At 44.0% G+C, this 21,549-nt stretch carries 18 protein-coding genes; 11 read left to right on the top strand and 7 right to left on the bottom strand.

The features are described from left to right. Positions 1-99: 99 nt before the first annotated feature. From AC23P2_RS20210 to pfkA, 3 genes are all read left to right on the top strand, one after another. Positions 100-1,752: a hypothetical protein gene (locus AC23P2_RS20210; protein ID WP_487774878.1), complete on the top strand. Its 1,653-nt coding sequence runs from the start codon at positions 100-102 to the stop codon at positions 1,750-1,752. 47 nt (positions 1,753-1,799) lie between these two features. Then, positions 1,800-3,449 (top strand): glycosyltransferase family protein, encoded by a 1,650-nt coding sequence (locus AC23P2_RS20215; RefSeq protein ID WP_487774879.1) that lies wholly within the window; start codon positions 1,800-1,802, stop codon positions 3,447-3,449. 269 nt (positions 3,450-3,718) lie between these two features. Next, entirely contained in the window at positions 3,719-4,693 is a 975-nt protein-coding gene (pfkA, locus tag AC23P2_RS20220; RefSeq protein ID WP_472493613.1) for a 6-phosphofructokinase, read from the top strand. 58 nt (positions 4,694-4,751) lie between these two features. Here the strand turns inward: pfkA and AC23P2_RS20225 are convergent, their stop codons facing one another. Beyond that, complete coding sequence (locus AC23P2_RS20225; protein WP_472490266.1) at positions 4,752-5,372, bottom strand: YdcF family protein; 621 nt, start codon at positions 5,370-5,372, stop codon at positions 4,752-4,754. Between the two features lie 243 nt (positions 5,373-5,615). On the opposite strand from AC23P2_RS20225, the gene AC23P2_RS20230 reads away from it, so the two are divergent. Together AC23P2_RS20230 and AC23P2_RS20235 are read left to right on the top strand one after the other, a co-directional pair. Continuing rightward, complete coding sequence (locus AC23P2_RS20230) at positions 5,616-7,034, top strand: DUF4369 domain-containing protein (RefSeq protein ID WP_487774880.1); 1,419 nt, start codon at positions 5,616-5,618, stop codon at positions 7,032-7,034. A gap of 63 nt (positions 7,035-7,097) precedes the next feature. Next, positions 7,098-8,507, top strand: a complete 1,410-nt coding sequence (locus AC23P2_RS20235; protein WP_487774881.1) for a thioredoxin-like domain-containing protein — start codon at positions 7,098-7,100, stop codon at positions 8,505-8,507. 71 nt (positions 8,508-8,578) lie between these two features. Here AC23P2_RS20235 and hisS read toward each other — a convergent pair whose 3' ends face one another. After that, positions 8,579-9,940, bottom strand: coding sequence for a histidine--tRNA ligase (gene hisS, locus AC23P2_RS20240; RefSeq protein WP_487774882.1), 1,362 nt, complete (start codon positions 9,938-9,940; stop codon positions 8,579-8,581). A 219-nt stretch (positions 9,941-10,159) separates the two neighbouring features. On the opposite strand from hisS, the gene AC23P2_RS20245 reads away from it, so the two are divergent. Continuing rightward, the gene (locus AC23P2_RS20245) at positions 10,160-10,309 is read left to right on the top strand and encodes a hypothetical protein (protein ID WP_169731906.1); all 150 of its coding nucleotides are present in this window, start codon (positions 10,160-10,162) and stop codon (positions 10,307-10,309) included. Here AC23P2_RS20245 and AC23P2_RS20250 read toward each other — a convergent pair. Beyond that, positions 10,306-10,614, bottom strand: coding sequence for a hypothetical protein (locus AC23P2_RS20250; RefSeq protein WP_487774883.1), 309 nt, complete (start codon positions 10,612-10,614; stop codon positions 10,306-10,308). The genes AC23P2_RS20245 and AC23P2_RS20250 overlap by 4 nt on opposite strands. Between AC23P2_RS20250 and AC23P2_RS20255 the strand changes: the two genes are divergently transcribed. After that, the gene (locus AC23P2_RS20255) at positions 10,613-10,735 is read left to right on the top strand and encodes a hypothetical protein (RefSeq protein ID WP_487774884.1); all 123 of its coding nucleotides are present in this window, start codon (positions 10,613-10,615) and stop codon (positions 10,733-10,735) included. The two genes, AC23P2_RS20250 and AC23P2_RS20255, sit on opposite strands and share 2 nt — an antisense overlap. A 20-nt stretch (positions 10,736-10,755) precedes the next feature. Beyond that, entirely contained in the window at positions 10,756-11,523 is a 768-nt protein-coding gene (locus AC23P2_RS20260) for a class I SAM-dependent methyltransferase (RefSeq protein WP_487774885.1), read from the top strand. A gap of 119 nt (positions 11,524-11,642) precedes the next feature. Here AC23P2_RS20260 and AC23P2_RS20265 read toward each other — a convergent pair whose 3' ends face one another. The 3 genes from AC23P2_RS20265 to rbp all read right to left on the bottom strand — a co-directional run bounded on the left by AC23P2_RS20265 (position 11,643) and on the right by rbp (position 15,038). Beyond that, a complete protein-coding gene (locus tag AC23P2_RS20265) occupies positions 11,643-12,032 on the bottom strand; it encodes a hypothetical protein (protein WP_487774886.1) in 390 nt (129 codons plus the stop codon). Positions 12,033-12,152: 120 nt separating this feature from the next. Further along, positions 12,153-14,513: a hypothetical protein gene (locus tag AC23P2_RS20270; protein ID WP_487774887.1), complete on the bottom strand. Its 2,361-nt coding sequence runs from the start codon at positions 14,511-14,513 to the stop codon at positions 12,153-12,155. A gap of 138 nt (positions 14,514-14,651) precedes the next feature. Continuing rightward, positions 14,652-15,038: an RNA-binding regulator gene (gene rbp, locus AC23P2_RS20275; RefSeq protein ID WP_028526504.1), complete on the bottom strand. Its 387-nt coding sequence runs from the start codon at positions 15,036-15,038 to the stop codon at positions 14,652-14,654. A gap of 454 nt (positions 15,039-15,492) precedes the next feature. Between rbp and murA the strand changes: the two genes are divergently transcribed. From murA to AC23P2_RS20290, 3 genes are all read left to right on the top strand, one after another. Next, on the top strand, positions 15,493-16,800 hold the full coding sequence (gene murA, locus AC23P2_RS20280; RefSeq protein WP_028526503.1) for a UDP-N-acetylglucosamine 1-carboxyvinyltransferase: 1,308 nt from the start codon (positions 15,493-15,495) through the stop codon (positions 16,798-16,800). A gap of 66 nt (positions 16,801-16,866) precedes the next feature. After that, positions 16,867-18,657, top strand: a complete 1,791-nt coding sequence (locus AC23P2_RS20285) for a 3-keto-alpha-glucoside-1,2-lyase-like domain-containing protein (RefSeq protein WP_487774888.1) — start codon at positions 16,867-16,869, stop codon at positions 18,655-18,657. 13 nt (positions 18,658-18,670) lie between these two features. After that, a complete protein-coding gene (locus AC23P2_RS20290; RefSeq protein WP_487774889.1) occupies positions 18,671-19,918 on the top strand; it encodes an MFS transporter in 1,248 nt (415 codons plus the stop codon). Between the two features lie 195 nt (positions 19,919-20,113). On the opposite strand, the gene AC23P2_RS20295 is transcribed toward AC23P2_RS20290, so the two are convergent. Further along, on the bottom strand, positions 20,114-21,547 hold the full coding sequence (locus AC23P2_RS20295) for a RagB/SusD family nutrient uptake outer membrane protein (protein ID WP_487774890.1): 1,434 nt from the start codon (positions 21,545-21,547) through the stop codon (positions 20,114-20,116). Positions 21,548-21,549 lie beyond the last annotated feature (2 nt).

Below are 21,549 nucleotides of genomic sequence, written 5' to 3' on the forward strand. Positions count from 1 at the left end.
AAAGAGCCGTCGGAGAAATTTCTCCGACGGCTCTTTTCATAAAGTTTATCCATTAAAGTATTTTTTCGTTATTTTTGCTGCGGTTTTAAATCGTATTCTATGCAATTTACAAATTGGCTCGACTTCGGCGGTACGCCTATTTTTTGGTGGTTAGTTGGGCATATTTTTTTAGGTAGTTTTACCATTTGGCTCATTCTAAAGAAACAGTCTTTTACTGAGCTTTTTTTTATGTCAGCGCTTTTTCTTTTCTCTGGATTTATGCGTCTGCCCGTTTTTCTGTACAACCTTCCTCTCAATCCCGATGAAAGCCAAATGTTAGCCCAAGGCTTGACGCTAACGTATGACCCTTTAATTTATCGTTCTTTTGACCCAACTACAAGCGGGCCTATCAATACTTACCTTTTGACACTTGTCCATCTGCTAGGCTTCCCCCTCAACTTTCATACAGCTCACATATTGAGTTGGCTTATTACACTAACGGCCATTTATTTCCTCTACAAAACCCTCAAATATTTAGTCCCAACCTACATAGCTCAATTAGCCATCATCCCTACGGTTGCTTTCGTCAGTTTTGCCCAAGATGCCAACTATATTCATTATTACAGCGAGGGCATTGCGAATATCTTACTGAGTTACTGTATATTTCTCCTTGTTCGATGGGGACATCTTAAAACTTTCACTATCACCGAATTAATTGCTTTTGGTATCTCCATAACAGTTATTGTTTTATGCAAAATACAAGCAATTCCCTTGGCCTTTATCCTTGGGGTTTGGAGTTTGGTGTTACTTTTTATGTTAGAAAAAGAAAAATGGTTTCTACATGCAGTTATTGTGTCTGGTAGTGTATTAGCCGTGGCAGGAATATGGTTATTATACATGCAAATAAATGGGCTCCTTGACGACTTTTTCATTTATTACATCGTGGGCAATGCACAGCTAAAAGTGCATTTTACAGATGAGTCGTATCGAAGCCCTTGGCTGTTTCTGGTACGTTTTCCTTTTATCATTTACAAAAAAACGGCTGAGCTAAACTACTGGTTTGTTCCATTTTTAGTTCTTGGATTCGTATTTTTTTTCAAGCTTTTTTCAAAATCAGCCTTAACCAGAATATCCAAAAGCAACTACTATTTTTGGCCTATGATGGTCAGTTTCTTCTTGATGGTCATAGCGGTTATTATACGTACGGGCAGCTTTTACCCTCACCATTTTCTGTACTTCATTATTCCTGGCTGTTTGTTGACCGGTTTGTTTCTCCAAGAGCTCACTTTTCCCTCGATTTGGAAATGGGGAATACTTCTAACTCAATTGGTATTTTTGGGTGACGGTATTAAACGTCTGGACAATCACTTGCCCCTCAATGTCTATGAAACTGCTTATTCACGTCAAAACGAATTGGGAGAGGTAGGCAAAACTATCTTAAAATACAAAAAACCTGGGGATTATTTGGCCGTTTGGGGCTGGTCTTGTGAATATCATGTAGAAACTCAAATGCCCCAAGGAATAAACGAAAACCATTCAGTTCGAAGTGCCATGAAACATCCTTTGCAGGCGACCTATTACCAACGTTACCTACGCGATCTTCAACGAACCAAGCCAGCAGTGTTTGTTGATGCCATCACAAGCAAAACCATTTGGATGCACGATCCAAAAAAATATGGCCACCATAACTACCCCGAATTAGCCAAGTTTGTTGCCGATAATTATGTTTTCAAAGCAGAAATAGATAGCGTAAAAATTTATGTTGCTCGCTAGCACCCGTTCAATCATCCACCTTTACTATTATCCATTACTCAGTTGTTATGAATCCTCTGGAGATTCACTTTAGTGCAAATCCATTTGCGTTCCAACTTGTTGGTCACCTGCTCATTGCAGCATTTAGTCTTTGGATTTTGCTTAGAAAACGTCCGCTTTCGGATGGTATTTTTATTGTTATTTTGGTGGCGCTTACGGCCTTTATGCGGCTTCCAGCTTTTCTGTTCAACCATGAACTAGACCCTGATGAAAGCCAAATGCTAACCCAAGGCTTAACGCTTGCCATCGACCCTGTGGTGTATCGCTCCATCGACCCCACTACGGGTGGCCCGCTAACCAGTTATCTATTAAGCGGATTTGCCTATTTGGGCTTTACACTCGATTTTCATTTGGCACATATTCTGAGTTGGGCTCTGACCGTACTAGGACTTTTGATCGGTTATTTCACGGCCAAAGTTCTAAACCTTGCTGCTACTGCTCAGTGGGCTTTGCTTCCCTTTGTTTCCTTTTTATGTTTGGCACAATATCCAGATTTTATCATTTTCTACAGCGAAATTACCTCCATTTTAGTCCTCAATGCCACGGTCTTTTTTTTGGCCTATTGGAATCAAAAAAGAGGCTTTCAAGCCAGCGAGTTAGTAATTTTTGGGATACTACTCGGTATGATTCCTCTTTGCAAACTCCAAGCTCTACCAATGGCCTTTGTCATAGGCGTTTATGCTTGTATTCAACTATTTTTCTACCAACGTTCCAAACTCCTTTCCCATTTCCTTTACTTAGCGCTAGGTTTTGTGGGTTTGTGGCTTGTTTGGTGCCTTTTTCTTGCCAAAAACGGCGTCTTGGAGGATTTTTATACCTACTACATCAAGGCGAATTTGGCCTACAAAGACAACCTTGCTGGCAGCGTTGTAAAACGAAGTAGGTTCGTTAACTTCTTCCGCCTCCCTTGGATTATCATGAACAAAGGCTGCGGGTTTGAATGGCTTCTCTACCCCTTTATGCTGCTTTCAATGGTAGCTAGTTTGGTACTAATCATCAAAAAACGCCTAAGTAAAGGTATATTGTTTGATGATTATTTCTGGGTGATGTTGAGCGGGTACTTATTAATGGCAAACCTAGCAATCTCACGAACGGGCAGTTTTTACGAGCATTACTTTCATTACTTGTTTTTGCCCTTTCTGCTGTTATTTAGCCTTTTTTTAAAACACCTTCCATCCCAATGCAAATGGGTGATGGTCTCAACCCAAGTGGCATTTTTTGTACTTTTTATAAACAATACGGTGCACAATAGACCCACGAATAAATATACGTCCACCCCACGCCCTACCGATGTGACACGGGCAAAAATTGCTAACCGTATTCTCCAATATGGTACACCAGGACAGTATTTAGCCGTGTGGGGATGGTCATGCGATTTGTACGTAGCCACCCAAATGCCCCAAGGGGTAAACGAAAATCATACTACCCGCAGCGGGATGTACCATTCCTATCAAAAACACTATTATCAACGGTATTTGAGTGATTTGAAACGAAATCAGCCCGCCATTTTTGTGGATGCTATCACTCCAAGAACCATTTGGATGGATAACCCAAAAAAATATGGACACCATAACTATCCCGAATTGGCCGACTTTATTGCTAAAAATTACCTGTTTAGGGCAGAAGTAGAGGGTGTAAAAATTTATTCACACAAATAACAAAACAAGCCACTAACTCCTGACTAACAGATTATTACGTATTCAAATCTTTGTAAATTATCAGAGAACTTGCCTAGAAATCAGTTATCAAAAATGATAGATTTTTGCCCATAACGCGAGAGATGCTTCGGTTAAATTTTGAAGAAATTTTCAAAATATTCGGTATTTCACCGAAATACAAAATAAATTTGTGTGTTTGAAGTAGCTAATACGCCTCGTGCATCTTATTAACTGCTGAAATAACTAACCACCTTAATACCTAACTTATGATTAAAAAAATAGCAGTCTTTACCTCTGGTGGCGACGCCCCTGGTATGAACGCGTGTATTCGCGCTGTGGTTCGAAGCGCCATCTATTATGGTATCGAAGTATATGGCATCCGACGCGGATACAACGGCATGATTGCCGGTGACATTTATCAGATGACTTCTCATTCTGTTAGCAATATTATTCAACGCGGTGGTACCATCCTTAAATCGGCTAGAAGCAAAGAGTTCATGACCAAAGAAGGCCGTCAAAAAGCCTACGAACAAATTCAAAAATTTGGCATTGAAGGGCTTGTAGCTATTGGTGGTAACGGAACTTTTACGGGGGCAACTATCTTTTTTGACGAGTACGGCATCCCGACTGTTGGTGCCCCTGGAACAATTGACAACGACCTTTACGGAACAGACCATACCATCGGCTACGATACGGCAGTAAATACGGCCTTGGAAGCCATCGACAAAATTCGTGATACGGCAGACTCGCACGACCGCGTGTTTTTTATTGAAGTAATGGGGCGTGACTCTGGTTACATTGCCATCCAGTGCGGAATTGCTGGTGGAGCCGAAATTGTCATGGTTCCTGAAGTACTCACTCCGATTTCGGAAGTGGTAGAAACCCTCAAACAAGGCTGGAACCGTTCAAAATCATCGTCTATCATCGTAGTAGCTGAAGGAGACGAAGAAGGAAACGCCGCCGAAGTAGCCGATAAAATCAAGGCACGTTTGGAAGTTGATATGGACATTCGGGTAACTACCCTTGGCCACATTCAGCGAGGAGGTATCCCTACGGCTTATGACCGCATCTTAGCTAGTCGCCTTGGATTAGGTGCCGTAGAAGGACTCATGAACGGCCAGAAAAATATGATGGTGGGAATCATCAACAATGAACTGGTATATACACCTTTCCGTGACACCATTCGTTTGCCAAAACCAATCAACGAAGACATGTTACGAATGGTAAAAATCTTGAGTACATAGTATATTTTATTCTACATCTGGTGGTGTCATCCGACTCCCCAGATGTATTGTTTTTCTTCTACAAATATCCCATTACTTTATAGATGGTGTAGCCGACCATTTCGTGCCAAACGAAATAAAACGCAACCAGGGCTTCTTCCGAAGGGAAAAACTTGTCAATCCAGATGTCGTAATTTTCTTGCAGAAAGTGGGCAGGAGAAGGCACCACCTCAACCCCTGCTTTTCGGAAACATCCCAATGCCCTTGGCGTATGAAACGCCGAAGTAATAACGACACATTTGTTGGTTCCTAATTGTTGTTTCAGGATTTTTGCCGTGTAAGCGGCATTGTCGCGCGTGTTGCGCGCCATGGGTTCCTGAATAATATCTTCGGCAGGTACGCCCGAATAAATCAAATACTGTCGGATACCATCGTTTTCGGAAGTAGTATGTTTATTGGTCAAAAATGAGCCTTCTCCTCCACTGATGATTATTTTTTTGATTTTGCCCAATCGGTACAATTCAAAAGCCTGCGTGGCTCGGTCACCGCTTTTGCCCAACCACACTTGCTTTGTTTGGTAGTCATACTTTTTGATGATGCCGCCCGTCAACACCGCTCCCACCTGGTACTCACTCGAAATCGACTGAGAAGGTGTCTCCCATGCCTTCAAAAGTTCATTCACCAAGATGGGGCTACTCATTAGATATAAAAAAAAGAGGGACAATCCAGTAATCCAACGGCTTCGGGTACGGTTTTTGAGAAACATTGCGTAAACAATAGCGATTGAAACCATTGTCAGGGGCATTAATAATACGTCAAATGTCTTGGAGAGAATATAAAACATAAACAGGGTTGTAAATCGAACGCTAAAAACGCGAAAATTTCGTTTAAGTAACTAAAAATAATTACGCTATTTTTGGGATTACAATAAAATAAAATCGACATGAAATTTACGAGTACGCTTTTCTTTCTTCTTCTCTGCGTCTTTTACGGCGTGAATGGACAAGGTAACTATCGAATTGAAGGACAAGTGAAGAATTTTAAGAGTGGCGATTGTATCTTGGCAAACTACTACGGAACGCAGATTTATGCCAAAGACACCGCCAAAATCGACGCCAATGGAAAATTTGTTTTTGAAGGTGAAAAACCGCTGTTGGGTGGCGTTTATGAAGTGGTTTTTCCAGATAGAAAAAACCTGTTCCGTGTATTAATCACTGATGACCAGCAATTTAGCTTCCAATGCGATACCACTGATTTGATTTCGAGCACCAAATTTTCTGGTAGTCGCGATAATGAGCTCTTTTACCAGTTTCAAAAATTTATGCGGGAAAAAGACAACCAGTATAAACAATTGAGAGACAGCAAACTCCCCGAAACCGACAAGCGATACAAGGATTTGCAAGAACAACGCAAAGCCTTTTATGATAAATTTATGAGTGACAACGAGGGCACCTTTACGGTAAAGTTGTTCAAAACCTCTGCGGAACCAGACATTCCCCCTGCTCCCAAAAAAGCCAACGGCAAGGTAGATTCTTTGTGGATATTCAATTATTACAAAGCTCACTTTTGGGATAGTTTTGACTTTGCCGACGAACGAATGATTCAAACACCTTTTCTTGAACAAAAACTCAAACGTTATTTCCAAGATTTGACCATTCAATCGGAAGACTCTATTACCAAAGAAGCCGATTTCGTCGTTGGGAAAGCCATTGCAGGCAAGAAAAAAGACATTATTTCGTACTGTATTTGGTTCATTACCAACCAATACGAAAACGCTAAAATTGTTGGAACCGAAGGCGTATTTGTCCACATGGGCGAAAAATATTACCTAACGGGTATCATGCCCGTCTCAGACACGAGTACCCTCAAAAACGTTCGCGACCGCATCAAGGTTTTAAAACCGCTTTTGGTCAATAAAGTGATTCCTGACATTGGCGTCATGAGCTACCGCGCCGCCGACCGCCTTGAGTACATTCACGCCGTCAAAGCCGACTATCAAGTATTGTTTTTCTATTCGCCCACCTGCGGGCACTGCCGCGAATCGGCACCAAAGCTAAAAGCTTTGCAAGAAAAACTTTATACGCAAGGCGTGGAATTAATGACCATTTCGGTGGACGGTAGCGAAGAGGAATGGCGGAAATTTATCAAAGAATTTAAGCTCGAAAATCTCATCAATGGCTACGGATTGGTTGCTTCAAGGCAGGTTGTTTATCGTACCGACTACGATGTTTTTTCTACACCTACGATTTATATTCTTGACAAATCAAAGAAAATCATTGCTCGCCGCCTCGGCGTCGAAGATATTGAACCGTTTTTGAATGTTTACAAACGCCAATTGGCGCAGGAACAAAAAAAGCAATAGTTCATTTAACCCACCCGAAAGTTTGAACCTTTCGGGTGGGTAGCTCTCGTAACCTACCTACCTATGAAAAAAAACTGTTTACTTCTTTTTGCTTATTTCTTACTCAGTCACAGCTGGGCACAAAGTGGCTACAAAATCGAAGGCACTATCAAAGGGCTCAAGCCTGGTGCTTATACCTTGGCTCACTATTTTGGGTATGACCAAACCATCACCAAAGACACCGCCCTTGTTGACGAAAAAGGTGTTTTGAGTTTTACGGGCTCAAAATCTTTACCAGAAGGGCTTTACATGGTTTTAAAACCCAACAAAAGTCGCTTACTTGATTTTATCGTTGGCCCAGAACAGCGCTTCTCGTTTGTCAGCGATACGTTAAGTATTGTTGGTAACATGAAAATAGAAGGTTCGCCCGACAACGAACGTTTTTTTAATTACCAGCAAAAAATGCTTGGTTATTCCCAAGAATTAACCTTGGTTCAGGCCCAAGCAAAGGTGCGACAAGACATGATAAGTCAAGCAAAAATTGGTACCATTCGTCGCCAAATGTCGGAATACTACCATCAGTTTGTCAAAGAAAACGCCACTACTTTTACGGGGAAAATTTTGAGTGCTAGTAATGAAATTGCGCTTCCTACGCCTCCCAAACGCCCCGATGGCCGCCCTGATTCGGCTTGGTTGTTTAACTATTATCGTGCGCATTTTTGGGACAATTTTGATTTTAGTGACGAACGCCTCGTTCGCACGCCTTTTCTCCAACGCAAACTCGAACGCTACCTTCAAAACCTGACGTTTCCAGCGCCAGATTCACTCATTCAGGCCAGCGATTATGTAATCGGAAAAGCCCTGAAGGGTGGAAGCAAAGAAATGCAAGCGTATTGTATATGGTATTTGACCAATCAAGCCGAAACCCCAAATACCGTTGGGGGCGATGCAGTGTTTGTACACTTGGCCGAAAAATATTATTTAGGCGGCATTATGCCCATCACTGACTCAAGTACGGTGCAGAATATTCGTAATAGGGTAGCAATTATGAAACCATTGCTCGTGGGCAAGTCCATGCCTGCACTTACCCTCAGCGATACCGCGAGAATCAGTTTTAAACTAGCGGATATTCAATCAAAATATACCGTCGTGTTTTTCTATGACCCCGATTGTGGGCATTGCCGACAGTCCACGCCAGAGTTAAAACGGTTTTCCGAAAAATACGCGTCCAGCGTTAAAGTTCTGGCTGTTTCAGTAACGGGTTCGCCCGACAATTGGAAAAAATACATCCATGATTTTGGCGTAGGTGCATGGCGTCACGGGTATGATTTCAGTTTCAGGACTGATTTTCGTAAAGAATTTGACGTCGTCAACACCCCCATGGTGTATGTGTTAGACAAAGACAAGAAAATTATCGCCCGCAAGATGGCTGTAGAGCAACTAGATAGTTTTATCGATTTTTACGAAGAACAATCGAAGCTTTCAAAGAAATAAAGGTCAATAAAAAATCCCCGCGAAACTGAATTCACGGGGATTTTTTTTGGGAAAATTACAGCCAGTAACCATTAAGCAAATAAAGCGAGGATTGCGGCCAAGTCCAATTTCTGTTGCTCCCCTGAGTGCATATTTTTTAGCGAGTACGTTCCCGTTTGAATTTCTTCTGACCCAATGATCAGCACGTATGGGATACGTTTACGGTCGGCATAATCAAATTGTTTTTTGAGTTTTGAGGCATCAGGGTACAACTCCGCATTGATACCTGCCTCGCGCAATTGGCGAAGAACACCCAAGCCGTGTGCCTCAGCAGCAGCATCAAAATTGGTAATCATCACTTGCGTAGAAACCGACTGGTTTTCGGGGAACAATTGGAGTTCTTCCATCACATCATAGATGCGATCTACCCCAAACGAAATCCCCACACCCGAAAGCCCTGGCATCCCGAATGTCCCCGTTAGGTTGTCATAACGGCCACCACCCGAAATACTTCCCATTTGGACACCGTTGGCTTTTACTTCAAAAATCGCCCCCGTATAATAGCTCAAACCGCGAGCGAGCGTCACGTCTAGCTCCATTTGCGGAGCATTTAAACCAAAGTTAGAGACTTTATTCCACACCTCTTCCAATTCAGCGACCCCTCTGGCCCCAATTTCAGAATCAGCCAACCACGCTTTCAAACGCTCAAAAATCGTTGATTGGTCGTTAGTTAATTCATAAATGGGCTGAAGTTTAGCGATGGTTTCCGCCGAGAACCCCCGCGACGCCAGCTCTTCTTCTACCTTTTCTTTGCCAATTTTATCCAATTTATCGATGGCCACGCACATCGGCCCTTCCTGTCCAGGAGCGCCAATGACCTCGGCAATTCCGCTCAAAATTTTACGATTATTGATTTTTACCGTAAAATTTTCGACCCCCAAACCCCGCAATACTTCGTGAATCATCAGCACAATTTCGGCCTCACACACCAGCGAATCGGTGCCTACCACGTCGGCGTCACACTGATAAAACTCACGATAACGACCGCGCTGAGGGCGATCAGCACGCCACACAGGTTGAATTTGGTAACGCTTAAATGGCATCACCAAATCACTACGGTTCATCACCACATAACGCGCGAAAGGCACCGTGAGGTCGTATCGTAGCCCTTTTTCCGACACCTTTAGGGTCATTTTTTTATACCCCTCTTGCAAATCGGTTTCGGTGACTTTTTCAATAAAGTTACCTGAATTCAGAATTTTGAACAGCAACTGATCTCCTTCATCGCCATATTTTCCCATCAAAACGGAAAGGTTTTCGATAGAAGGTGTTTCGAGTGGCTGAAACCCATATCGCTGAAAAACGCGGCGAATTGTATCAAAAATGTAATTACGCTTATTCATTTGCGCGGGGCCAAAATCGCGCGTTCCACGGGCCAAAGAGGGTTTACTCATTGTTATAGTCGGTAGTTGATAGTCCACAGTCCACAGTGCTTTTTTTGAATTCAGTTCATTGACCATTGGGGGTGGCCAATGAACTGTGGACTTTTCTAATCACAAAAGTAGCGTCTCTACCGAAAAAAAAGAGCGAAAGAGCTTACTTTTTTAAAAATGAATCCGTATTTTTGCGGCTCATTTTACAAGAAACATACAATACATTTAGATAATACGACAATGGCAGTTACTAAACTTTTGCGTAAAAGTAAGCGCAACGTAATGATTCCACAGAACAAGCAAGTGTTAATGAAACAACGCAGCTGGAAACCAGAAATTAAGAGAGTGGACGTTGAAGCTATCAAGGCTGAGTTCGCCGCTAAAGCTTAAACAATCTTGCCGCCTTGAGCGGCATTTTTCTTTTTCAGCGCAAGCTCAATCTCCTTTTGCATCTTTTTCAACTTTCGCCGCGTTTCTTGTCGGAATTGGTATTGAATCCTAAATACAATTGCCTGACCAAAAAAGCAAAGCCCTGCATTGATGACCACCAAGCTGTAGGTTCCCATCATAAACCACTGACGAAAGGGAGCGTTTGTATGCTTGAGGTGGCCTGCTTCACTAAAAACGCACAAGCCATAGCCAATCATTAATAGGCTGATAGGTGCCAAAATGTATGATTTTGTACGCGAACTCATGCGCTTGATGAGCTTTTTACCGGGCGGTTTCGATGTTTTTGGAATCATCTTTGATAGTGGTGTCGTAATTGGTTTTGGAATTATGGCGAAAAGTAAAAACTTTGCAGCACTTGTTGAATAAAAATTTGATAAAATTCACGAATGAAAGACGTTATTAGTTGGGTTTTGCGGCATATCCCGCGTAAGTACTTGCAGTTGGTTAGTCACATTGGCGTACGCGTATTGGCTATTTTTTACAGTGGCAAGGGAGTTGAATGCAGTGTGTGCGGCAGCGAATTCCGAAAGTTTTTACCTTATGGCCGCTCAGGGCGCGACAATGCCCTTTGTCCAAATTGCCTGTCGCTCGAACGCCACCGCCTGATGTATTTGTACCTCCAACGGAAAACCAACTTTTTCAAAGACAACCTAAAACTTCTCCACGTAGCGCCCGAATATTGTTTTATCGACCGTTTTGAACGTTTAAAAAACATCGACTACATCACGGCTGACATCGAATCACCTTTGGCAAAGGTCAAAATGGACATCCACCAAATTCCATTTGAAGCCAACACCTTCGATGTTGCTTTCTGTAACCACGTCATGGAGCACGTTGAGGACGACATCAAGGCCATGTCCGAGCTTCATCGGGTGCTCAAACCTGGCGGCTGGGCCATTATTCAGTCTCCGCAAGATTGGTCGAGGGCTACCACGTTTGAAGACCCCAGCATTACCGACCCCAAAGAACGTGAAAGGCTTTTTTGGCAAGATGACCACGTGCGCCTTTTTGGACGCGATTACGGTCAACGCCTCGAAAAAGGCGGATTTAAAGTAACCGAAGATCGTTTTGTGATGGACGAACTTAGCAAAGAAGAAGCAAAGCGTTTTGCCTTACCCGGTAGCGAGATTATCTATTTTTGTCAGAAAGTATAACCTCCAACAACAAGATACAAAAGAGCCACGGGAGAAATCTCTCGTGGCTCTTCAACTAGTAGAAATATTTCCTCTTCTAAACTCACAATAGAAAAGAAACAGTGTGGATTCTTAAAAACTTATCTTGCCAATGTGTCAGTCTTCACGTCGTCTTTCTTCACTTTTATTGCGCTTCTATTTTCTGAAACCATTGGTTTAAACTGACTCTTGTAATAATTGGGCAGCGCCGTCGGGTTTTGTGGGCTATTACCAATCACTGGTGCACTCAAAGCCACAATTGACTCTTGCTGAAAATTAGCACTTCCTTGTCGCTTATAATTGTGTACCGACGCTACGTTGTTGTTCAATTTTAAAGGCGCTACTCGGTCTTCAACTACAATGTTGGCGCTTTTTGTTGTGCTTTTTTGCGAAACAGGGCGCTTATAGTTATGTGGTGAATTAAGTTGGGCCATTACGGATGTGGTACCTAACAATGCAACAGCTGCTATGGTTGTGATGAACGATTTCATGATTATAACGATTTATGATTTTTGGAATACGTCCTTCTTTTAGGACATGACAAAGGTACTACACCCATATTAGAGGCGTATTAAGGTAAGATTAGAATAGCCTTAGAATTAACAGTAATTTTAGGGATGAATAACCACTTTTTGGGTGAGTTCACGGCCTTCAAACAGGGCTTTGAGCCAGTACATACCTGCCACTGTTTGTACAGTTACTCGGCCATTAGACTGATTTACAGGAATATCACGTCCTAAAACATCATGTAGTTTTATTTGAGCCCGCTCCCACCCCGTCGGGAGTTTTAATTCAAACTCTCCCAAATTAGGGTTAGGAGAAATATGTAGTTCGGCTTCGGTTGTCCCATCCACTCCCAACGGTAGCATTACCTCCACCGTCAACGGGGGTGATGTACGGCTGCATCCATCGCGGCTTACTTTCACCGAGAACGCGCCACTTTCGGCTGTCTCGTAGCTCGACGCCACCGCTCCCACGATTTCCTGTCCATTTTTCAACCATTGATAAGTCAACCCTACTCCTTCATTGGCTTGCAGTTTGGCTTTGTTGGGCGCATATACGGGTGGATTTGTCACCAAAGTCGCAGAGGCATTGGGCGTTGATTTTATTTCAATGGTAGAAGAAAGTGAGCTTGTTCCACAAACTGAATCAGAGACCATTACGCGATACACTCCTTCAGTAGAAGTTTCAAAGGTAGATTGACGATTGGTCACTATTGGCTGGCCATCCCGTTGCCACTGGTACGACAAGAAACCCAACGAGTCAGCGTTTGCTTCTAATTTGACCGTTTGTCCACCGCATAAAGACGGCGAAGTCGTGGCCAAGGTAGCAGTCAATTGGCTATAGCAAGGGCGCATTATTTTGATAACCGAAGTACTATAGCTAACATTACTTTGATTGCCTATACTGGCATTTTTACTCATCGTAATCACCTGAGACGTCAGCAAATAAGCATCCTTTGTTTCCTTAGATGGATATGCCCCTGCCATAAAACGTACCTGATAATCAGGCTCACCAACGGTTGCATTAATCGGCGTTTTCCAAAGCAACTTTCCTTCTTTGGTGTATTTACTCAGGGTAAAAGTATTTACAACATCGAGGCCCCATACCCCTAAAAAGAGACTTGCAGTCGGATTTTTTGTCGAAAAGGTTTCAGTCACCAACAATCCACCATCCACATCTTCGCTCACAACGGCCCGTACTGACACGCGGTTAATCGTCCACGCAATTTCACCTTGCGGATTAACGGCATACAATTTATCCAATGTTGTCCCATATAGCCAGCCATTGCTTCCCTCCATCAAATGAAAAAGCGACAGCTTGGTTTTCTCTCCCCCCGTTGGCGAAAGTATGGTTAAATTGTATTGATTCAGGTATTGGGTATAGGCAATGATATTCCCAGTCGAAGTGATTTTTAACTGATCAATATAGAGAGGCATCTGATAACTCCACTCACGCGCCCCTGTTTTACTATATTTGGCAAAAAACGTATTAAAAACATTACGGCAATACAGCACAAAACCATCATCGGCCGTTTTTTGAATTTCTACCCCCATGTTATTATTCAAATTGGGAATCGAAATCACCACTTCGTTTACTTTCGCGCCCTCTGCTGAAAACGTCAATACACGCCCCAACGAGTCACGCTGCGTCAAAACATACCATTGTCCTTGCGTATCCGTCCCCACTACTTTGATGAACGTCAGTGGCGATTCAATAATGGCACTCCACTTTTCGACTCCATTTCCAGTAAGCACCTTCAAATCAGTCTGCTGAGAAATAATTGTGTTAAAATTATTGATGTCCCGTACTGATTTTGAGCTAATAAACGCAGCTTCTTCACCGTGGTACATAGGGGTGACGGCAGCACTTTCGCGCCAAGTGGTTTCATTTTGGGTTCGGTTATAGTTGGCCGTAGCAACTGCCCAAACCCGCTTCCCTTGGGCATCGTACCGAACGAGGCTATCACTATAATCCCCTATAATCGCCGTGGTACTCATGATAAGCCCTCCGTTTGACAGTGGGTTGACCGAGCTAATATAAGCTGGTTTTTGGTGCTTTACACTTCCTATTTCATCGAAATTAGGGGAATAATAGGTACTTGTCGTGTAAAACTTATTAGCTGATTGATCCCATTCACTACTCAATTTAGTTGAATACCCTTTCACAAATGCCGATGCTCCCCCTTGCGAAGGCACATATCTACCTTCGCTTTTAAAAAGGCTATCACGGACAATACCCCGATAGACAATTGAGGTACTGCACTTAGAAGCACAAAGACGGTAGGGAAAACTAAAAAGGATACTGCCGTTGGGCGTTGCCTTACTCACAGGCCATCCCAAAGCAACCTCACCCAACAACGAGGCTCCGTAGCCTTTTTCCCATTGTCTAGAAACTTCTAGGGCTGACTGTGCCCAAAGTGAACATATACTCAAGGTAACAAAGAGGGGGGTAAACAATAATCGTTTCATAGTATAAATATTAAAACGGTGTAGGAAAATGTAACTATTCAATTATGTTAGACGCATTTCACAATAAAATGGTTGGAAAGTACAAAAAAAAGAGCCGATTCCAAGGAATCGGCTCTTGCTCTCAATATTGTTGTAAGCTTACCAGCGCTTTTTATAATCGTTATCACGACCACCGCCGCCGCCGTAACCACCGCCACCGCCACGGTTACCACCGCCGCCGTAGCCACCACCGCCACCGCGGTTGCCACCACCGAAGCCACCTCCACCCGTGCGTGGACGATCTTCGCGTGGACGAGCCTCGTTCACAACGAGTACTTTCCCTAAAAACTCATAACCATTAAGTTGTGAAATCGCTTGATTTCCTTCTTCATCGTTAGGCATCTCGACAAACGCAAAACCACGGCTTTTGCCTGTGAACTTGTCCATAATAATGCGGGCAGACGATACCTCCCCAAATTCCGCAAATAATTCGTTTAATTCGTCATCGTTCGCTTTGAACGGGACATTTGCTACATAAATGTTCATTGTGCATTAATTTGATATAATGTGACTTGGTGCGCTATGGACGGCCTTCGATCTAATACTCCGTCTAGCAAATGACAAGTACACAGCAAGTCGAGAGAAACAGAGAAACTACCTATAGCGAGACAAATATAAAAGTAATTTCCGCTTTATTCATAAAACCAACAATGTTTTTTGAACTTTTTTAAAGAGAGAAGCAACCCTCGTTCACTTTTTTACGTACATATACTTGCAAGCCAAAGGTATTGGACAAATACTTTTAGTTTGTAGGCATACAATGCCTTATTATTTGAGGAACGCACACGCGAAAGTCGTGGACGGCAGTTGCTGTCCACGACTTTTTTTTATGCCCTCGGTGCTTCTTCCAATTGTAATCTTTTTTCAAAAAATGATAGCTTTGCAAAAAAGATACGAACCGAACGTTTATTTCAATCCCCCTAACGCTTATTTCCAACACATGGCTTCATTCAAAATAGCAGGTGGGCATTCATTGAAAGGTGAGATTACTCCCCAAGGTGCCAAAAACGAAGCATTGCAAATTTTATGTGCTGTCTTATTGACCAAAGAACCTGTTACTATTCATAATATCCCCAATATCAGAGATGTAAACCAACTCATTGATTTATTGGGAGATTTGGGGGTAAAACGCACCCGTCTGAGCGACTCTTCCATTCGCTTTGAGGCTTCTGATGTCAACCTCGAATTCATGGAAACCGAAATGTATCGCCAAAAAGCTGCCGCTCTTCGCGGGTCAGTGATGCTTTTAGGCCCCATGTTAGCGCGTTTCAAAAAAGGACGTATTCCTCGCCCTGGTGGTGACAAAATTGGCCGCCGCCGCTTGGATACTCACTTTTTGGGATTTGAACGTTTGGGCGCAAAATTTGAATACGATGCCAACGATGGCGGATTTTATCAAGTGGACGCCAGCGGGCTGAAGGGCGTCTATATGTTGCTCGACGAAGCTTCCGTCACTGGTACAGCCAACATTGTGATGGCGGCCGTGATGGCAGAAGGCGTTACTACCATTTACAACGCGGCGTGTGAGCCGTATTTGCAGCAGCTTTGTAAAATGTTGAACCGCATGGGAGCAAAAATCTCAGGCGTAGGTTCTAACTTACTTAGCATCGAAGGGGTTTCTGAACTCTTTGGAACGGAACACACCATGCTTCCCGACATGATTGAGATTGGCTCGTTTATCGGATTGGCGGCCATGACCAAAAGTGAGATTACCATCAAAAACTGCTCAGTTCCTGATTTGGGTGTTATCCCAGGTGTTTTCCAAAAATTGGGTATCCAAATGGAATTCCGAGGAGATGATATTTTTATCCCTTCTCAAGAACACTACGAAGTAGAATCGTTTATCGACGGCTCGATGCTGGTCGTGGCCGATGCACCCTGGCCAGGTTTTACGCCTGACTTGTTGAGTATTGTCCTTGTGACAGCGATTCAGGCCAAAGGGACGGTACTCATTCACCAAAAAATGTTTGAAAGCCGTTTGTTTTTCGTTGACAAACTGATAGAAATGGGTGCCCAAATCATCCTTTGTGACCCCCACCGCGCCACAGTCGTTGGGCTTAACCGCGCTACGCAGCTTCGTGGTATCCGTATGACTTCCCCCGACATCCGGGCGGGGGTATCGTTGTTGATTGCTGCTTTGTCGGCCAAAGGAGTGAGTATTATTGATAATATCGAGCAAATCGACCGTGGTTATCAGAATATTGACACCCGTCTCAATGCCATCGGCGCTGACATTGTTCGGCTTTAGTGCAATTTGACTTTAACACGTAATCCAATACCATCGCTGCCGAAAGGCACATTTTAACAAACCAACATGATACGCAAATTAGTACCGCTTTTTAGTCTTGTTTCGTTAGTCGTAAAAAGCCAAACTGTTTCTTTAAATGACCTGAGCTCCTTCAAAAATCCCTCTGCCAACTGGTCGATTGTAGGAGATGCCGTAGTTGACCTTGTTCAAAACAATGCCATGAGCACCACTGCGGGCAAGGGTGTGTTGGCTTGTATTCATCCCAAAGGGAAATACGGTCGTCAGTACGATTTAGTGACAAATTTTGAACACGGTGATGCCGACGTAGAGTTTGACTTTATGATGGCCAGAGGCTCCAACTCAGGCTTTTACCTACAAGGTCGGTACGAAATTCAATTATTTGATAGCTGGGGCGTACGTCAACCCCACGCGCACGATTTGGGTGCAATCTACGAGCGTTGGGATGAGTCGCGACCTAGTGGACAAAAAGGGTACGAAGGCTATGCCCCTCGCATGAACGCCAGCAAAGCCCCAGGTTTGTGGCAGCACATGAAAATCATTTTCCAAGCGCCTCGTTTTGACGGTGCTGGTAAAAAAATCGCCAACGCAAAAGTCTTAAAAATTGAGGTCAACGGCATCACTGTTCAGGAAAACGTAGAACTTGCTGGCCCTACCCGCGGCAGTCTTGACGGAGAAGTAGCCAAAGGCCCCATTCTTATTCAGGGAGATCACGGCTGCGTTGCTTTCCGTAACCTATCGGTGAAGCAATACGGCGAGCAAGTGCCTCAACTAAAAGACCTGAAGTTTGCTCAGTATGATGGCATTTTTATGGCTGAGCCCGATTACAGCAAAACCAAATTGGTCAAAGAGGGATCGTTAGAAAAACTTACGTACGATGTCGCCAACAAAGACAACGGCTACCTGTTGCGTTTTACAGGGAAATTGGTTGTACCTGTCGCTGGAGAGTATCGTTTCCAAACTGTACACAACGGTGGTAATGGCATCCTTCGGGTAAACAACGAGGAAATTTTAAAATGGAAATGGTGGGAAGGCCAAGCCAAGGTTAATTTGCCAGCAGGTGAGGTACCTTTTGAATATGTATATAACAAAAACACCGACTGGGCAAAGTCGTCGCTCGGTTTGTCAATCGAAAGTGATTTTAACCGTGCCATCGAATTACAAGGACTCGGCTCTGTTAACCTTAGCAACCCTACCAATCCTATCCTTGTTGCCCCAGGCAGCACGCCAGTCGTTCACCGTAGCTTTTTCCGTATTGCCAACGAAAACGTTTCTCACGGGATTTCAGTGGGCGAACCTACAGGCATCCACTATGCCATCAACCTTGAAAAAGGAGCATTGGCCCGCGTGTGGAAAGGCGATTTCTTGGACGTGACCCCCATGTGGAACGACCGTGGAAATGGCATGAGTATTCCTCAGGGAAGTGTGTTAAACCTCAACAATCAGCCAACGGTAGCATTGATTGCCAGTGACCAAACAGCATGGCCTGCTTCTTACGGCGAAACCGATGGCTTCCGTCAACGCGGCTACGAACTCGACGCCGCTGGTCGTCCTACATTCAAATACGACGTAGCTGGCGTAAAAGTAGAAGATCAAATTCGCCCAGACGCTGATAGCAAATTTTTGAACCGTGAGCTTCGCATTACAGGAACTATTCCTGCGACGTTGAAATGTCGTTTGGCCTCAGGAAAAGAAATTGTAAAAATCAGCGACAATACCTTTGTTGTCGATAAAAGTTACTATATTCAAGCTGACGGAGCGGCTATCCGAACCATTGGCGGAAATCAAGAGTTAGTAGTGCCAGCAGCGTCAAAAGTCAATTATTCGCTGATGTGGTAACTAAACTCAACCCATGAAATATCGCTACCGAACGCTTGCTTTTTTATTCGCGCTTTCGATTATCACTTTCCTTGACCGCGTTTGTATGAACGTTGTCAGTAAGTACGTCAAAGCCGATTTGGGTTTAAACAACCAAGAATTAGGCTGGATTTTAGGCGCATTTTCATTGGCTTATGCACTATTTGAAATCCCAACGGGGGCCATGGGCGATCGCCTTGGCCCCCGTCGTGTTTTAACGCGGGTCGTACTTTGGTGGTCTGGTTTTACAGCACTGACGGGCACGGCTTTCAACTTTCTTTATCTACTTGTCGTCCGTTTTCTTTTTGGTATGGGCGAGGCTGGCGCCTACCCCAACGCCACGATTGCGATTTCGCGCTGGTTTCCTGCCATTGAAGTAGGACGAGCGCAATCGGCCATTTGGGCGGCGGGACGCATCGGTGGTGCGCTCACTCCGCTACTAGTCATTCCCTTGGTGCATGCCGTAGGTTGGCGCTGGGCTTTTTTGGTTTTGGGGGCAGCAGGTGCCATTTGGGCAGCAGCCTGGTTTGTTTGGTTCCGTGATGAACCCAGTACGATGGAGGGTATTTCGGAGGAGGAAATAGCTGAAATTGAAACGGGCAGAAATCTAAAACAAACCGACCACGCCATTCCTTGGAAAACCATCATTCTCAATCCCGACATTTGGGCATTGATGCTGATGTGTCATTTGTTTTTTTACGGCTCTTATTTCTTCACCAACTGGTCTTCTACCTATTTTCAAGAAGGCCGCCACATGACCGAAGAACAGTCAAAAAACTTCATTTCGCTTTCCTATTTTTTGGGAGCTATTGGTTGCGTGGTCGGTGGTATTCTCAGTGATTTTTTGACCAAAAAATACGGTTTAAAGGTGGGTCGCCGCGCCGTGGCACTCACGGGATTGGGCTTGTCTAGCTTTTTTTTCTTGGCCGCTGGTCTTACCAAGGACGACCAATTGTCGGGCTATTTGCTAGCCATTTGTGTCCTGACCAAAGACTTAGCACTGCCCGTTGCTTTTGCGGTATGTGTTGATATTGGCAAACGAAACGCAGGTACAGTGGCAGGTTCGATGAATTTCGCGGGACAAATGGGCGGTTTTTTCATCACGATTATTTTTGGGATGGTGGTCGAGAGTACCAAAAACTTCAATATTCCCCTCTTTCTTATTGCAGGTTGTTTGTTTGTGGCCGCGCTACTTTGGTTAAAAATTGACCCGACGAAAACGGTAAATTTGAAAGAAAGCTAAATCTTTCACCTTGAGCTACTACAAATGTTTCGCCTCTACCGAGGCTACTTTGAATTACCCTAGAACTTTTGCTTAACGATTAACCTTACCGACAAAAAACAAGAGCAGCCCCATATCATAGAGCTGCTCTTTTTGTATTTCTAACAATGGTAGATATAGTTTAAATGGCCGCGTAATAGGCTGTCATCGCTAACATTAGTACCCTGGATTTTGCTTAATCTTGGATGGATTAATATCTATCTGGCTTTGCGGAACGGCAAAAACGAGGTTATTTTCAGTTAAACTGGCTTTAATACCAATCGCTTGTGCCTTGGCCGTAAGTACGGAAATGGCGCGGCCTGTTCGTACCAAATCAAACCAACGATGTCCTTCAAACGCCAGTTCCATACGGCGCTCTTGCTCAATAGCTAGGCGCATTTCGGCCTGATTTAAAGTGCCTTTTGCCGCCAACCCCGCTCTTTGTCGAATGCGGTTGAGATAAGGCAGTGCCTCAGCAGGTTTGGCCGTTTCGTTGAGGGCTTCGGCATACATCAACAACACATCTGCATAGCGCAACACAGGAAAATTATCTTCCGAATCACCACTGACAGTTGGAGCATCCGAATATTTACGGACGTAATTGTACTCAACGCGCACTCCTTGGGCGTTGGTATAAGCCGTTGCCATTGAGGCATTTTGGCGCAAATCTCCCGCTTCGTAGGCATTTACAAAATCGGCGGTAGGGCGGTTATTTCCTCCTCCTCCAAACTGCACCACCGAATTACCAGAATTTTCGGGAGCGTAGGTATTAGGGAGGCCGTTGCCTTCTCCGATTGAGCCTTTTTTGTATTGAATATCAAAAATCGATTCTCTATGATTTTTATTGGCCGCTTTGAATACATCTGCGTAGTTGGGCAACAAATCATATACAGCACCGTCGATGACCTCTTTGAGCTTTGTTGCTGCCTCGGCGTATTGTTTACGGGTCAAATATACTTTCCCGAGCAACGATTTGGCCGCACCTTTGGTCGCCCGCCCTACATCAGCGCCTGTATATCGGTCAGGAAGGCTTGCTTCGGCTTCAGTCAAATCTTTGACGATTTGGGCATATACATCTGCTACCGCCGCTCTGTCATAGTTATATCCTTCGGCAGGGTCGGTGGTTTCTTTCAGCACCAAAGGCACGTCGCCAAATACCCTCACCAAATTGAAATACATCAATGCTCGCAAAAACTTAGCTTCGCCAATGATTCGTTTTTTTAGATTTTCGTCCATTGTGACCGCTCCAATCCGATCCAGAATAGCATTGGCACGGTAAATACCACGGTAGCCGTCGTTCCAGCGAGTAGCTAAGAAAGGGTTGGTAGTACGTAGATAAAACTTATCAAACTCGTCTTGGTCAGTAACCGAACCTGACAATACGGGTGTGGTATCGTCGGATGGTATTTCTGAAACTACGTAGTAACTGCCATATTGCCCCGACGACTGAAGTGAGCCATAGGTCGCATTGAGGGCAATTACCATGTCATTGCCAGTTTTATAAAAAGTAGCAGTGCTGGTAGAGGAAATAGGGGCAAGCGCCAAAAAACTCTCTTTACAACCGCTCAAACTTAATACGGTGGCGGTAAGGTATATGTATCTTCTTTTCATTG

Source organism: Runella sp. R0.1_18 (genome assembly GCF_057652155.1).